Annotated in this window: 8 protein-coding genes and 2 pseudogenes; 5 read left to right on the top strand and 5 right to left on the bottom strand. The window is 47.9% G+C overall.

The window, feature by feature from the left end; all coding sequences use genetic code 11:
- Nucleotides 1-136: 136 nt before the first annotated feature.
- Nucleotides 137-1,462, bottom strand: a complete 1,326-nt coding sequence (locus K6K13_RS06945) for a GGDEF domain-containing protein (RefSeq protein WP_252120439.1) — start codon at nucleotides 1,460-1,462, stop codon at nucleotides 137-139.
- 525 nt (nucleotides 1,463-1,987) lie between these two features.
- On the opposite strand from K6K13_RS06945, the gene K6K13_RS06950 reads away from it, so the two are divergent.
- Nucleotides 1,988-2,560: a hypothetical protein gene (locus tag K6K13_RS06950; RefSeq protein WP_222160114.1), complete on the top strand. Its 573-nt coding sequence runs from the start codon at nucleotides 1,988-1,990 to the stop codon at nucleotides 2,558-2,560.
- 38 nt (nucleotides 2,561-2,598) lie between these two features.
- Here the strand turns inward: K6K13_RS06950 and K6K13_RS06955 are convergent, their stop codons facing one another.
- Nucleotides 2,599-3,195 carry a DJ-1/PfpI family protein gene (locus K6K13_RS06955; protein WP_222160115.1) on the bottom strand — a complete coding sequence of 199 codons (597 nt, stop codon included), beginning with the start codon at nucleotides 3,193-3,195 and terminating at the stop codon, nucleotides 2,599-2,601.
- Between the two features lie 501 nt (nucleotides 3,196-3,696).
- Nucleotides 3,697-5,895: pseudogene (katG, locus tag K6K13_RS06960) on the bottom strand (catalase/peroxidase HPI).
- Nucleotides 5,896-6,411: 516 nt separating this feature from the next.
- Here katG and K6K13_RS06965 point away from each other — a divergent pair.
- Complete coding sequence (locus tag K6K13_RS06965) at nucleotides 6,412-7,365, top strand: chemotaxis protein (protein ID WP_222160116.1); 954 nt, start codon at nucleotides 6,412-6,414, stop codon at nucleotides 7,363-7,365.
- A gap of 66 nt (nucleotides 7,366-7,431) precedes the next feature.
- Here K6K13_RS06965 and K6K13_RS06970 read toward each other — a convergent pair whose 3' ends face one another.
- Entirely contained in the window at nucleotides 7,432-8,325 is an 894-nt protein-coding gene (locus K6K13_RS06970; protein WP_222160117.1) for a DMT family transporter, read from the bottom strand.
- A gap of 270 nt (nucleotides 8,326-8,595) precedes the next feature.
- Here K6K13_RS06970 and K6K13_RS06975 point away from each other — a divergent pair, with 270 nt between their 5' ends.
- Together K6K13_RS06975 and K6K13_RS06980 are read left to right on the top strand one after the other, a co-directional pair.
- Nucleotides 8,596-9,969 (top strand): hypothetical protein, encoded by a 1,374-nt coding sequence (locus tag K6K13_RS06975; RefSeq protein ID WP_222160118.1) that lies wholly within the window; start codon nucleotides 8,596-8,598, stop codon nucleotides 9,967-9,969.
- A 118-nt stretch (nucleotides 9,970-10,087) separates the two neighbouring features.
- The gene (locus tag K6K13_RS06980; protein WP_222160119.1) at nucleotides 10,088-10,477 is read left to right on the top strand and encodes a CesT family type III secretion system chaperone; all 390 of its coding nucleotides are present in this window, start codon (nucleotides 10,088-10,090) and stop codon (nucleotides 10,475-10,477) included.
- A 105-nt stretch (nucleotides 10,478-10,582) separates the two neighbouring features.
- Here K6K13_RS06980 and K6K13_RS06985 read toward each other — a convergent pair whose 3' ends face one another.
- Nucleotides 10,583-12,079: a Na+/H+ antiporter NhaC family protein gene (locus K6K13_RS06985; protein WP_222160120.1), complete on the bottom strand. Its 1,497-nt coding sequence runs from the start codon at nucleotides 12,077-12,079 to the stop codon at nucleotides 10,583-10,585.
- Nucleotides 12,080-12,387: 308 nt separating this feature from the next.
- On the opposite strand from K6K13_RS06985, the pseudogene K6K13_RS06990 reads away from it, so the two are divergent.
- Nucleotides 12,388-14,472 (top strand): annotated as a pseudogene (locus K6K13_RS06990) (TonB-dependent receptor).
- Nucleotides 14,473-14,570 lie beyond the last annotated feature (98 nt).

Raw genomic sequence — 14,570 nt, forward strand, 5'->3', positions numbered from 1 at the left:
AAAGCGGCGTTTTGCTTCATCCGCACCTGATGAGAGTGACAATACGCTAAGACAGGTTGCCTTAAGCGGTATCAGGCAACCTGCCTCGCACAGAGTGCTAATCCCCTGCAGGGCAGGCAGTGCTCGAAACCGCCCCTTACTGTACCGTTCGATTGCGGCCTTCCCGTTTGGCGATATACAGATTTTTATCAGCGGCAGAGAAGAGTTGGTGCACATGCTGCGTCAAGTCCATCGCTGAAGCGGGCGCATAGGCTATACCGATGCTCACGGCAACGGATACCGGTGAGCCATGAATGATGCAGGGCGTGTCGCGAATTCGCATGCGCAAATGCTCTGCTAACGCAAAAAAGTCCTGCTCTGAGAAATCAAAACAGACTGCCGCAAACTCTTCTCCACCGATGCGGCTCACCAGTCCCGGTTCAGGGATGGATTGTTGAATCAGATTTGCGACGTGTTTCAATACCTGGTCACCGTTATCGTGGCCGTAACTGTCGTTGATGGTTTTGAAGTGATCGATATCAACCAGCATTATATTGATGGCCGCTTGGCGATAGCGGGGTATTTTCCCGTAACGGTTTAACGCATCGTTAAAGCCATAGCGCGAAAGCAGGTGAGTGAGGAAATCGTTGCTGGCCTGCATCAACAAGCGTTGATTGAGCTGGCGGATGGTTTTGGCGTTCATGGCCATCAGCAACGGGCTAAAGATGATAGCGGCGATACTGATACGGGCGATGGTGATCGCCTGCATAAACAGCTCATCCTGATGGTCATAAATCCCCTGAACATGAAGCGCTGTCGCGATCAGTTCAACAATACCCGTGCACAAGGTAATCAGGCGTATCGCCCACAACGGATACACGATGGCACACCAGGTGAGCGCAGGCAGGGGGTACGCTAAAATGGCAATCGGCCCAACCAGCATGCCCAATCCCAGTGACAGTACAAGAAACAGTAGGGGGATGCTGCTGCGCCAGTCAGCGTTGGGCATACGCAATGTGAAATCGCTGCGCAGTGTCAGCAGTAACGGCAAAAATAGCACTGCGGTGTAAAACTGGTCACTGAACCAGTTGAGCACATCCTGTTGAAATGGTTGACGTGTTTGCCCTGCCATGTGTTGCGCGAACGCGCCGACCAGCGCACAGCAAAGGGCGGCGATCATACAAGAGGCAAACAGGTGTAATGAGGAGGTGATATCGGCTTCTTGCTGGCGATATCGTTCTGGCCAACGCAATAATTTGACCAGCACAAAGATAAACACCAGATTGGCACTATTAATAGTCAGGGCGCTGACGCCCCAGCCATAAATCAGGCTGTCTTGCGCGATCATGGCGCTATAGGCAACGCAGTAATACCAAGGGGTATTCAGACTGCGACAGCGATAAAACAGGGCAGCAACCAGAATGTTGACGGGCCAGAGAACAGAGAGATCGATGCCTGACATACGTGCATGTGAACCTAACATGCAGCCCAGTAGTGTCAAAATAAAAACGTTAATGCTATTTAAAAGCACATTGTCACTTTTAAACAGTGTCAGGTTTACATGCATAATCTCTGCCCATTTCTCCACCGGATAGTGCTCTGCCTTTCAAATAGCGTGCAATCATACACGTAAGCCCAGGAGCAAACAGTACTCTGCATGAAACATGCTGGTTTTTAACGTATTGTTTTTGATCACAGTAGATGCAAATTCTCGGCATTTCGGTAAAAAAAGCCGCTAATAGCGGGATAGAAAATCCTTTTTAGCGCTAGTGTTATATCCGTCATACTTCAAGTTGCAGGTGTGTTGGCTACATTCGTTCATCCGAATCACTTACTTGAGTAAGCTCATCGGGATGAATGAACCTCATCCCTGAGGTTCACCCTACGGGTCAGCGCAAGCGCTGTTCAAAACGTAAACGTTTTGTCCTGCAACTCGAATTATTTAGGATATATATCCAGAATACTGCGTGATGGCATGCGCATACTTTTTCACTGTCGGGAGTTCACCATGAGAATAAAACAGGGTATGTGCGGATTGTTGCTGATGCTGCCGCTGTATGGCTTGGCACAGGCGACGAGTTCCGACGTTATCGAGGGTTTCACTACGCAGCAAATCGCCGATATGCTACCGAAAACGCTGGATGGCTTGCAGCGGCGCACGGTTGAAGTTGTCTCTGATTACCATACGTTTCAGGTGGAATACGTTGATCCTGCTACCATGCGTAAAGTGCTGGTCACGCTTTATACCTTACCGGCAGATGCAAAAGGCAACATCCCCGTAGCCTCCAGCGATCGCGATCTGGATGCAGTGGTCGCCAGTGCTGAAAAAGAGATGTTGCGTCAGCGTATCAAACCGGAAATGAAAGATCTGGCGGCGCCGGATGCGCCCCGGTTTCGTTGCCTGCAAACGATAATGAATGAAAAAGTGGTGCACCAGGTGTGCTCGACCTTGTTTAAGGGGCGGGTGCTGGAGATTCAACCGGTTACCATGGTAAACGACAAAGCTTATGCGCCAGCGATGCAGCGCGGTGAGGAATGGGTCATAAGCCTCGGTAAAATCATGAGCAATGCCGTGAAATAACGTGGAAGAGCAGGCTGGCTTGGCCAGCCTGTTTTGCATCAGTCAGGGTTTTCTGTCCAGTCAAATTCCAGTTGTCGGGCGGTTCTTTCTGCCAATTCGCGCCCCGCAAAACGCTCAACCAGATGCAGGCTCATATCAATGCCAGCAGAAATCCCTGCTGAGGACACCAGCGCCCCTTGATCAACCCAGCGCACATCACTTTTCACGTCTACCGTAGGGAACATCGTCTTCAAATCGGCAATGTCTTCCCAATGGGTGGTTACCGAACGGTGGTTGAATAGCCCGGTTTTTGCGAGTAAAAAAGCACCAGTACAAACAGATGCCGTAATGGTTGTTTGCGGGGTTTGGTGGGTAAGCCAGTCAATAACCGCGGGTTTTTCCATCTCCGCGGTAACCACCCCTCCGGGGACGATCAGACAATCCAGTGCAGGATGATCGCCAAGGGCGTAGTCGGGATCGATCTTTAATCCGGCACGCGCACGCACTGGCACACGCTTCTCTCCGAGCGTGAACACACTAAAACGCGGTTCGGGTCCACCCGCCACACGCGTTGCGCAGGTAAAGACTTCATAAGGCCCTGCAAAATCTAATACCTCAACATTATCAAAAACATAAATTCCAATTTGCAGCGTCATTGCCAGCTCTCCGCAGGAAGGGTCATCCCTTGGATGGTATAACCTGACGCAGAAAAAAGAAATGTCAAGCCAGCAAGAACATAGTGCTTATAGACAGGGTTGTGGTAGCTGCTTATTCCGAAAATTAAGAAATTCTACATATTTTCGTACTGCCATTATCACTCTGTTGTAGTATATGCTGGTATGTATTTCTTGTTTACTTGGTATCAAATTTCGGCACGCTTTATTGCGTGCCACTTTAGCGTGAGGTATTTATGCAACGACAGAAGTGGTTTAGCGTGTTTGTCCTAACTATTCTGCTGATGACGACAGGAACCTGGACTTTGCACTTTTTCCTTGATGGTGGGGTTGTCAAAGGGATTGCCTGTTACTTTGTAAAACTGATGAGCGGAATTACACCACTGGCGGCAATCCGCTCTGTGGTTATGCCCCAACATGGCCCTAAGACCATGTTGGGACGCCAGAAGAGTCTTACTGCACGACCCTAGCTCCGAACAGCCGCTATACCAGATCGAAACGATCCAGATTCATAACTTTATTCCAGACAGCCACGAAATCGTGCACAAACGATGCCTGCGCATCCGCACTGGCGTAAACCTCCGCCAGCGCCCGTAGCTGTGAGTGTGAACCGAAAATCAGATCTACGCGTGTTCCTGTCCATTTTGGTTGACCCGTGGTGCGATCGCGCCCTTCAAGCAGTGTGTGCGATGCATCAATCGGGTGCCAGGTGGTATTCATGTCCAGCAAATTGATGAAGAAATCAGTGGTCAAGGTGCCAGGGCGTTGGGTAAAGACGCCGTGCGCTGTTTGCCCGGTATTGATATTCAGTACGCGCAACCCGCCCAGCAGTACGGTCATTTCCGGTGCGGTAAGGGTAAGCAACTGTGCCTTGTCCACTAACAATGCTTCCGGGCTGATGCTGTAGTGTCCTTTCTGGTAGTTGCGGAAACCATCGGCAATGGGTTCAAGTACCTCGAACGAGGCGACATCGGTTTGTGCCTGAGAGGCATCCATTCGTCCTGGTGTAAAAGGAACGGCGACCGGTTGGCCTGCTTGTTGTGCCGCATGTTCGACGCCCACAACGCCACCCAACACGATGATATCGGCCAGAGAAACGCGTTTGTTGCCTGATTGTGCATCATTAAATGCGTGTTGCACGCGTTCCAGGGCGCTCAATACCTGTGTCAACTGTGCGGGCTGGTTCACTTCCCACTGGTTCTGTGGCGCAAGGCGCAGACGTGCGCCGTTAGCGCCACCGCGTTTGTCTGAACCACGAAACGTTGATGCGGATGCCCAGGCCGTTGCAACCAACTGCGATACGCTAAGCCCTGTTGCTGCAATCTGCTGTTTCAGCGTGGCGATATCCTGCGCGTTGATCAGTTCATGGTTAACGGCAGGGATCGGGTCTTACCAAATAAGTTCTTCGCTCGGGACTTCTGAACCCAGGTAGCGGGCACGCGGTCCCATATCACGGTGGGTGAGTTTGAACCAGGCGCGCGCGAAAGCGTCGGCAAATGCTTCAGGGTGTTCGTAGAAACGGCGCGAGATTTTCTCATACACCGGGTCAACGCGTAGGGAGAGATCGGTGGTCAACATGGTAGGCACATGGCGCTTTGCCGCATCGTGAGCATCTGGAATTTCTCCCGCGCCCGCGCCATGTTTAGGTTGCCACTGGTGTGCGCCAGCCGGGCTTTTGGTCAGTTCCCACTCGTAGCCAAACAGGTTTTGAAAGAAATAGTTGCTCCACTGGGTCGGAGTTTGTGTCCAGGTGACTTCCAGTCCGCTGCCAATGGTATCGCCACCTTTTCCGCTACCGAAACTGCTCTTCCATCCCAAACCTTGTTCTTCGATGCCTGCGGCTTCCGGTTCGGGCCCGACCAATGCGGCATCACCCGCGCCGTGTGTTTTACCGAAGGTATGGCCGCCAGCGATTAATGCCACGGTCTCTTCGTCATCCATTGCCATGCGGCTAAAGGTTTCCCGAATGTCTTTGGCGGCGGCGAGCGGATCGGGGTTGCCGCCGGGGCCTTCCGGATTGACGTAAATCAGGCCCATTTGCACCGCAGCCAGTGGGTTTTCCAGATCCCGTTCACCAGAATAACGTTTATTATCCCCAAGCCAGGTGGTTTCCGCCCCCCAGTAAACATCTTCTTCAGGTTCCCATACGTCAGGGCGACCGCCTGCAAATCCAAACGTTTTAAAGCCCATGGATTCTAACGCCACGTTGCCGGTCAGGATCATCAAATCGGCCCAGGAGATGTTTTGGCCATACTTCTGTTTGATCGGCCATAACAAACGCCGTGCCTTATCGAGGTTTACGTTGTCGGGCCAACTGTTCAGCGGTGCAAAGCGTTGCTGTCCAGCCCCTGCGCCACCGCGGCCATCGCCAGTACGGTAGGTTCCAGCGCTATGCCAGGCCATGCGAATAAACAAAGGGCCATAGTGGCCGAAGTCCGCAGGCCACCAGGGCTGGGAATCGGTCATCAGGGCGTGAAGATCTTTTTTAACCGCTGCCAGATCGAGGCTGTTGAAGGCGGCGGCATAATCAAAATTTTTACGAAGAGGGTCGGAGAGTGGGCTGTGTTGATGGAGTACTTTCAGGCTGAGCTGATTTGGCCACCAATCCTGATTCGTGGTGCCGCTGCTGGCGGTAGGTTTACTACCACCGCCAGAAAATGGGCATTTGCTTTCAGTTGTCATGCAATATCTTCCTCTGCTAATGAGTTCCATGGGGCCTGGCGCAAGGTCGCCCGGTACCGTGCTGTGGACACATTAAGCGTAGTCATCTTGTGGGCATTGTTAAAATCGAAAAGGGCAACTATTACGATAGTTTTGATCTATGTTTATTTATAAATCGATAGGTTGAGTGGTTTATGGCAAGGTAGGGAATGACAGAACACGCTAGGTAACCCATTCGTCAACCCATTGGCAGATTTTTATGTCTAAAGAGTGAACGATATGTGAACAGTAAAAAACAAAAACCACTGAAATAAATTCATAAATATTATAGTGTTATTATATATCACTGATTTTCATAGCATAGGGTTGTTACTGCAAGGCTCATGTTTTTGTCGGTAGCGGTCGATAACGGATAACAGGGAGTTGAAGAATGCCACGGATAGCTTACAGTGAAAGGACTGTACCTTGTCATCTGAACTCGGACGACGCGCTACACCTCGCTACTGCACATAAATACGCATTCTTATTGAGGGTATAATGGATAATTTTCAAAAAGAGATAGATGAGAGAACAAATCTCACTTCCTCCAATAAATTTGAACTGCTGTTGTTCCGTTTGGGCCCCGCAACGCAGGGTGCCGAGTCTGAGTTGTACGGTATCAATGTGTTCAAACTACGCGAAATCGTACCGATGCCTTCGCTGACCAAAGCGGCGGGCATGAAACCGCCAATGATGGGTATGGTGAATATTCGCGGGCAGGTCATTCCGGTTATCGATCTGCCAGCATTGCTGGGCTGTGAGCCAAGCACTGGGTTGAACATTCTCCTCATTACCGAGTATGCGCGCAGCACGCAGGCTTTTGCCGTGGAATCGGTAGATGATATCGTGCGTCTGGACTGGAGTCAGGTGCTTGCCGCCGAGAATGGGGTTAATTCAACTTACATTACCAGTATCGCACGGCTTGATGCCGATAAATCCAGTAACCGTTTGGCCTTGGTTCTGGACGTAGAACAGATTCTGCACGACATGAATCCGGTCGATCGCGACATCAAAGAAGATAAACTGAAAACCAAAGGGTTCCGCCTGAAGCCGGGCACGGTAGCGATTGTGGCTGATGACTCCAAGGTGGCACGTTCTATGCTCGAACAAGGCTTGAGCGTCATGCAGATTCCTACGTTGATGCATGTCACCGGCCAGGAAGCCTGGAACAAGATTCAGGCGATGGCGAAGGAAGCTCAGCAGGAAGGACGTCCGATTACCGATAAGATCTCCTTTGTGCTGACGGACCTGGAAATGCCTGAAATGGACGGTTTCACGCTGACCCGTAATATCAAGCGTGATGAGTTCCTTAAAAAACTGCCTGTGATTATCCACTCTTCACTCTCTGGCAGTGCCAATGAAGATCACGTGCGCAAGGTGGGCGCGGATGCTTACGTGGCGAAGTTTGAAATTAATGAATTGGCAGAAGCGATTCACTCTGTCTTAGACTGATGCCATTTTTCCACGGTTAAAGATTCATGCCGCTGGTGCTCTGCTGGGCACCAGCGGCATTTTACATTATGCCGGTTGTGGGGTTTTTGAACACAGCCAGATGCCAAAGACAATCAGTAGTGCGCTGACCAGATGAAACGTTTCCAGCGTGGTATTGAGAAACACCAGACTAAACACGCCGCCTGATAACGGAATCAGGTGAGTGTAGATTTCTCCTCGCGTCGCACCAATATCGCCAATGCCTTTGTTCCAAAAGACATAGGAGAGCCAGGATGGGAATATTACCAGATAGGCTAACCCGGTTAAAAAATCCCCGCTAAAGTAAGGCGCCGCATCGAGCGAGGGAAGGTCGATGACATGAATAAACACCAAGGGAATAAGCAGTATCGCGCCGAGCAATGCGCTAACGGCCACGAATGCATTACCCGGTATACGTTTATCTTTTTTCCTTAAAAAGGTGCAATAGAATGCCCAACTGAGCGCCGATCCCATGGTCCATAAATCGCCCTGATTGAGCGCGCTAAAGGTTTCTCGCGTGGGGATCTCTCCCTTTACCACCAGATACAACACGCCACCGGTACTGAGGATAACGCCGAGCATATTGTTACGCGAAACAGGATCGTTGAATACTAAGCGGTTAAGCAGTAGTACGACGGCTGGCGTCGCTGACATGTAAATTGCAGCATTTAACGATGTGGTATATTGCAAGCCAATATAGAGCGTCAAGGGAAAAAGGACTTGCCCGCACACGGAGAGAAAAAACAGGATCCCCATCGATGCCCGCATCGTTGGCCAGTGTTGTCGTACCTGTTTGAAATAAAGGATTATCAACAGGATCGCGGTAATAGCCCAGCGCGCTTGCGTCATGATGATGGGATCAGCGCGTGCAACCAGAACATGACCAACAACGTAATTTCCCCCCCAGAATAGGGCTGCCATTGTGAGTAAAAGATAAGGCATGATTCCATTCTCTTCATTAGCGTATTGGCGATGATTTATCATTGGTAAAAGATTGGCAATGATACAAATCAATAATGATTAATTTAAATAGTTATTTGTTTACTACTGGCGTCACTATTTCCATTTTAGAAAACATTATATGTCATGATGGAAATTATTTTTTATGATCTTATAGTTTTAAAGCCTGATTATAAAATAATGAGTGATGATTATTATTTGGTTGGATGTTAACAATATGCCATTGATTGATTTGATGATATTGGAGGGGAAATGCCACATTGTATCACGTTTAAAGAAGTCGATCTCAGCTATTCTCATTTTGTGAGTGTCTGTGATAAATCAGAGTCTGATGATATTATCCGATTGATAAGAAATAATAAGGGGGAAGTTTGTTTGTCATCGAATTACTCTATCGCTGATCGTGCTATATTGTTTTTCTCTAAGATTCCATGGCTCTCTGATTTTAAATGCATCTCTAACTATAAACAAGAAATTGAGTTCCAACAACACGATGCAGTTACCGCTTTTTTAGAAACATTGAATAAAGGGTTCGGCAATACATTTTTACTTGGCCGTTTGCCCGAGGGTAAATCTGGGGGGGAGTATCTGAAATGTAAAAATATCACTAAGTATTTAACGTTAGCCTCTAAAATAAACCCTTCATCATTTATCACCAAATATCATAATCAAAAAAACCTTATAGCTATGAAAGTCGTTCTGAGCCAAGCTTTTCCGGAAATTAAAAAGGAGTTTTATGATTTTCTATCTGGAAAGGATGATAGGGTTTTAAAAAAATTCCACAATGAAATAAATTATCAGGTAAATGAAATCTTACAAGCTAACAGAGTCCCTAGTGGTATTTACAATGACATTAAGGCCCGGATGTTGGAGTTTTTAAATGTAAATGCATTAGGGAATAATTATTCGTTGGACGCCCTGAAATGCTATTTGCATACCTTGTCTGGTACGGATAAAGAGAAAGAGAGTCTTAACCAGGTTCCTGGAAAACCGTTTGCACTGAAAATGGATGAACGGTTAGCTCTACTCAATATATCTATGGGTAATGATTCATCGGCATTAGATAACTTGCTCTGCGATGTTTTTTTATTCAATGATAAACTAAAATTAAAAAGCAGTGAAGATAAAAATCTATTGTGTAGCGGTATGTATGCTTATTTAGCGAAGGAGTTCTACGATGGTTATATAAGAGACGCTATCGAGAAAGCGAATGTAGAACGGGGGGACACTGAACATTGGGTTCCATTATCAGCGCCGGTAACACCTTATAGTTTGCAAGAATCGTTATCGGATACGTCAAGTATTGACAGCTTTTTTAGTTCAGTGTGCAGTGAAGATGACGACACCGAGGTAATATCTTTAGCTGACAGTGATGATTTACCTCCACCGCCAACGCCGGAAGAACTTAAGCTTATACAGGATGATTTGTCAGATATTGATGATTTTCCACCCCCGCCAACGCCGGAAGAACTTAAGCTTATACAAGATGATTTGTCAGATATTGATGATTTTCCGCCACCGCCAACAGCAGAAGAACTTCGTTTGTATCAACAGGAGTCCTCAGAGCCTTATGAGGTAGATAGTCTTTATGGTTCAGCATCAGACGAATCCAGCGGCGATAAATAACGCTATTTAACCGGCAGCGAAACTGTGAAGCTATTATAAGTTGTAGTGTATTTTATTTCACACTTTCAGATAAGTTAGAGGAAGCGGTGACGTTTTATCTCTATCGGGAGGGGAGTTAATGACAGGAACTGGATCGGAAAGACAAATTCATTATTTAGGTGAAAAGTTAGGGCTGGATATAAAATTAGATGAAAAACAACAGATTTTATTATTAATCGATGGTAAATGCCCAGTATCACTGCAACTTGATGATGGGAAATGGTATTTTTATGGCATGGTGCGTCATTTGAAAAATGAAGATAGTCCTTGTGCTTTCTATCAAAAAATTCTCAAAGAGAGTTTTAACACATTACGTACGGGGATTGGGGGGCTGTGCCTCAATGAATCATCGGATATTCTCATGTTCGTTGGTGGGTTTCGAGAGACGAATCACAATGCGGATGAATTGTATGAAAATTTAAATCACTATGTTCAGCGTTTGGATGTGTTGCGTGAGACGCTGGAATAAGAGTGGTTTGAACCGTAGAGTGCTGTCACGGAGCCTGTAAGATAAACAGAAAATCCTTCCCTGCATCTCGCCGTTGAGCAGGGAAGGTGATGCCGATTAGCGTGATTATTTTTCACCGCTTTCTTGCATTGTGTTTGGCGCAGTGACAAGGATACGCCGAATATTCATTCCGGTGATGCCCAATATTAATGTGATTAACGGGGCGGCAATGTTAAAGATAGCAAACGGCATGTAGGCCATGGTAGAGACACCGAGCACCGCTGCCATATAAGCCCCACAGGAGTTCCAGGGAATCAACGGCGAGGTAACAATACCGGCGTCAGAAACTGCTCTGGAAAGGTTTTCCGGTGCCAATCCTCGTCGGGCAAATTCAGATTTGAATAAGCGAGTGGGTAACAGCAGAGCAATGTATTGATCGCCTGCAGCAATGTTTAAACCAATAGCCGTAGCAACGACCGAAGCAATCAAGCGGCCAACTGTTCTGGCACGTAATAACAGCGGTGTAACCAGTTTGTTGAGCAGACCAAAATCGTCCACCATAATACCGAAGGTGACCGCTCCGATGATGAGCCAGATGGTCAGTAACATGCTATCCATGCCACCGCGCGACAGCAGCGCATCGATCTGCTCAATCCCCGAATTCTCCTGAAAACCTGTTGCCATCGCTGTCCACATTGCTTTTACGGCAAGCAGTGGTGCGGCGGTATCTGGCTCAGCAATAAAACGCAGCACCACCTGCGGTTGCATTATCGGCGTCATAATGCCTGCCAGTAATGCGGAGCACATAATCGCCAGCGACGCAGGCACCTTTAATACCGAGAGCGTGAGTAAAAAGAATAAAGGCAGCAGATTCCAGGGGGTAATGTGGAACAGTTCGTTAAACCGTTTCAACTCATTATCCGTGACGTTGGCATCGAAGGCACTGTGCTGATTCATACCGAGCGCAATAAACGCTATCAAGGCAATAGCTGCTGCGGGTAGGGTGGTCCACATCTGAGTGCGAATATGTTTATACAGCTCGACACCATTCAGTTGGGCAGCCAATACGGTGCTTTCAGACAGCGGTGATACTTTATCGCCCACATAAGCACCGGAAATGACGGCACCGGCGGTGATCTCAGGCGATAAGCCGAGCATATTGGCCAATCCGACCAAGCCAACACCCAATGTACCGGCGGTTGTCCATGAACTGCCAATACTGAGTGACACGCCCACACACACCAAAAAGGCGATGGGGTAAAACCAGTTCGGCATGATCATGACGATGCCGTAATACACCATGGTTGGTATGGTGCCGGACATGTTCCAGGTGCCAATCAATGCGCCCACGGAAAAAAGAATAAAGATGGCACCGGAGACGGTGGCAATCCCTTTTCGCCCTGATTCAGAAATGTCTTCCCACGTGTGGCCATTTTTTAATATGACCATCGACGTGATCATGGTACTAAGAATAATTGCAACTTGCAGCGGGCCATTTACCGCATCCAAGCCGAATAAGGCAACGGAAGCCCCTACCAGCACGATCAAGGTGACGACTGGGAGTAAAGCATCAAAATAACTTGGCGCTTTTATTGTACGGGGAGACTTGGGATCGTTGACCATATATGCTCCATATCCCGTTAAGGTGAAAAGGTTTTTTTAAATTTGGCATGATCGTGTTGCGCGGCGTGTTCTGGTTTAAGCATAGCCGCTTTTTGCTGTGGTATCGAAGTATGTAATGGGACACCCATTGCTAAATGTTAGTCTGTTTTTTCTCATCCCTTTTTTACTTTGTAAAGATTCCCTATAAAATGGTAAAGAAATGCAAATGATAATGACTGTTGTTTGTATTATCATTTCAAATCATCTCGCAAGTCACTTCATTGGCATCCATTTAGACGCGTTTCAAGGGAGTTGGGATGATAAAAAAAATGTTAGTTTCGGCACTTACCATCACGGCAGCACCTTACGGGATCTCCGCAGAAAATAACGATGTGATGGTCGTCACTGCGTAGGGTTATGAACAAAAATTGCGGCAGGCAGCGGCCAGTATTTCTGTCATCAGCCAACGTGAGCTTAGCCAGAAAAGTTACACCGATCTTGCCGATGCGCTCAGTGATATCGAAGGGGTGGATGTCCATAGTACGACGGGTAAAACGGGAGGCCTTGATATCAGTATTCGCGGTATGTCCAGCAGTTATACGCTTATCCTGATAGATGGCATCCGACAGAATGGTACCTCTGATGTTACGCCAAATGGGTTTGGTGCCATGAATACCAGTTTTATGCCGCCACTTTCTGCCATTGAACGTATTGAAGTTATTCGCGGACCGATGTCGACGCTATATGGCTCTGATGCTATTGGCGGCGTGGTGAATATTATTACCAAAAAAGTGCCCAACGAATGGGGCAGTACCGCAACGCTGGAGCACACCTTTCAGGAAAACACTGACTTTGGCGACAGTTCAAAATTCTCATTTTATTCCGGCGGTGCATTAATTGAAGATAAATTGGGGCTGTCACTACGCGGCAGTATTTTTCGTCGCGGGGCTTCTCAGGTTGAATCATCAAGTACCGGTACTGAACTGAGTAATCGTGGGCCAAACCCCGTTAAGTCAGATAATTATACGCTAGGCAATAAATTACAGTGGCAGATTAATGATAAAAATGTGTTCTGGCTGGATGGTGAGATCGCCAATCAGAAATACGATAACGCCGAAAGCCAACTTGGTACGATCGGTGCCGCAGGAGGATATGAAGATACGTTGCGTTATCAGCGTCGTAAAGTGACCCTTGGCAGTGATAATTATCTGAGCTTCGGTACTTGGAATTCGAGCCTCTCGTACAATAAAACCGAGAATAAAGGCCGACTGATCACCAACGCTTCTGTTCCTGCTGCTACGGGCCTGGCGGGAACCAAGCGCGATCTTGAAAATACCAATATTATCCTTGATTCCAAACTGGTCGCGCCGTTGGGAGACAGCCATCTGTTAACGGTTGGGGGCCAGTATTGGGATGCCCGCATGAAGGACGGCATCGTTCTGGCGAATAACGGCAAAGCGTTCCGTCAGGACTCTTGGTCTCTGTTCACTGAGGATGAATGGCGAATTGTCGATCCGCTGGCACTGACATTCGGTGCCCGTTATGAGCATCAGGAGACCTTTGGCGGACATGTCAGTCCTCGCGCCTATCTGGTCTGGGATGCACATGATGATATCACGGTGAAAGGGGGCGTTAGCACCGGATACAAAACGCCGTCTCTTGCGCAATTGCACGATGGCATCAGTGGCGTCACCGGACAGGGGACGATTACCACGATCGGCAACCCGAAATTGAAACCGGAAGAGAGCGTCAATACTGAACTGGGTGTTTACTATGAGAACCAGAGCGGTTTTGGTGCGAACGCAACGTTATTCCACAACCGTTTCAAAAACAAAATCAACAGTGAAACCATCGACAGCGTCACCAGCACCTATACCAACATTGGCAGAGCGACCACTCAGGGCATTGAGCTGGCAACAACCATTCCTTTGTGGTCTGACGATTGGTCACTCAACATGAACTACACCTTTACCGACAGTGAACAAAAGGATGGTGAGAATAAAGGGGCATCACTGACCAATACGCCCAGACATATGGCGAATGCGCGTTTGAATTGGAACGTGAATGAGAAACTCTCTACCTGGTTAAAGGCAGAGCACCGCAGTAAAACTGCGCGATTCACCGACAACTATGAAAACCTGAGCGCTGCGAATAAGGTGGTTTACGATAATCTCGGCGCATATTTTAAATCCTTTACTGTCTACAATCTTGGTGCGTCATACAAAGTGTCCAAAGATGTGACGCTCAACGGCGCTATCAATAACCTGACGGATAAAGATTTTACCCGGACACACGTGTTTGCTGTGGGGTGCGGGACAACAACCGCTGGGGATTACTTTACCTCTTCCCAGAGTACCACCGGCTATGTGATGCCTGGGCGTAATTACTGGCTTTCCGTGAATGTGAATTTCTGATCCTTCACGCGTTGTTGCGTCATACAAAAAATCAGAAGGCGTAGTACAGGACGACTTCTGATTTTTATTTTATCTCTGCCATACTTCACATCATCCGT

Source organism: Symbiopectobacterium purcellii (assembly GCF_019797845.1).
Taxonomy (GTDB): domain Bacteria; phylum Pseudomonadota; class Gammaproteobacteria; order Enterobacterales; family Enterobacteriaceae; genus Symbiopectobacterium; species Symbiopectobacterium purcellii.

Coding starts and splice junctions, on each gene's coding strand:
- K6K13_RS06945 (WP_252120439.1), bottom strand. CDS start 1,462: ATGTTAGGTTCACATGCACGTATGTCAGGCATCGATCTCTCTGTTCTC.
- K6K13_RS06950 (WP_222160114.1), top strand. CDS start 1,988: ATGAGAATAAAACAGGGTATGTGCGGATTGTTGCTGATGCTGCCGCTG.
- K6K13_RS06955 (WP_222160115.1), bottom strand. CDS start 3,195: ATGACGCTGCAAATTGGAATTTATGTTTTTGATAATGTTGAGGTATTA.
- K6K13_RS06965 (WP_222160116.1), top strand. CDS start 6,412: ATGGATAATTTTCAAAAAGAGATAGATGAGAGAACAAATCTCACTTCC.
- K6K13_RS06970 (WP_222160117.1), bottom strand. CDS start 8,325: ATGCCTTATCTTTTACTCACAATGGCAGCCCTATTCTGGGGGGGAAAT.
- K6K13_RS06975 (WP_222160118.1), top strand. CDS start 8,596: ATGCCACATTGTATCACGTTTAAAGAAGTCGATCTCAGCTATTCTCAT.
- K6K13_RS06980 (WP_222160119.1), top strand. CDS start 10,088: ATGACAGGAACTGGATCGGAAAGACAAATTCATTATTTAGGTGAAAAG.
- K6K13_RS06985 (WP_222160120.1), bottom strand. CDS start 12,079: ATGGTCAACGATCCCAAGTCTCCCCGTACAATAAAAGCGCCAAGTTAT.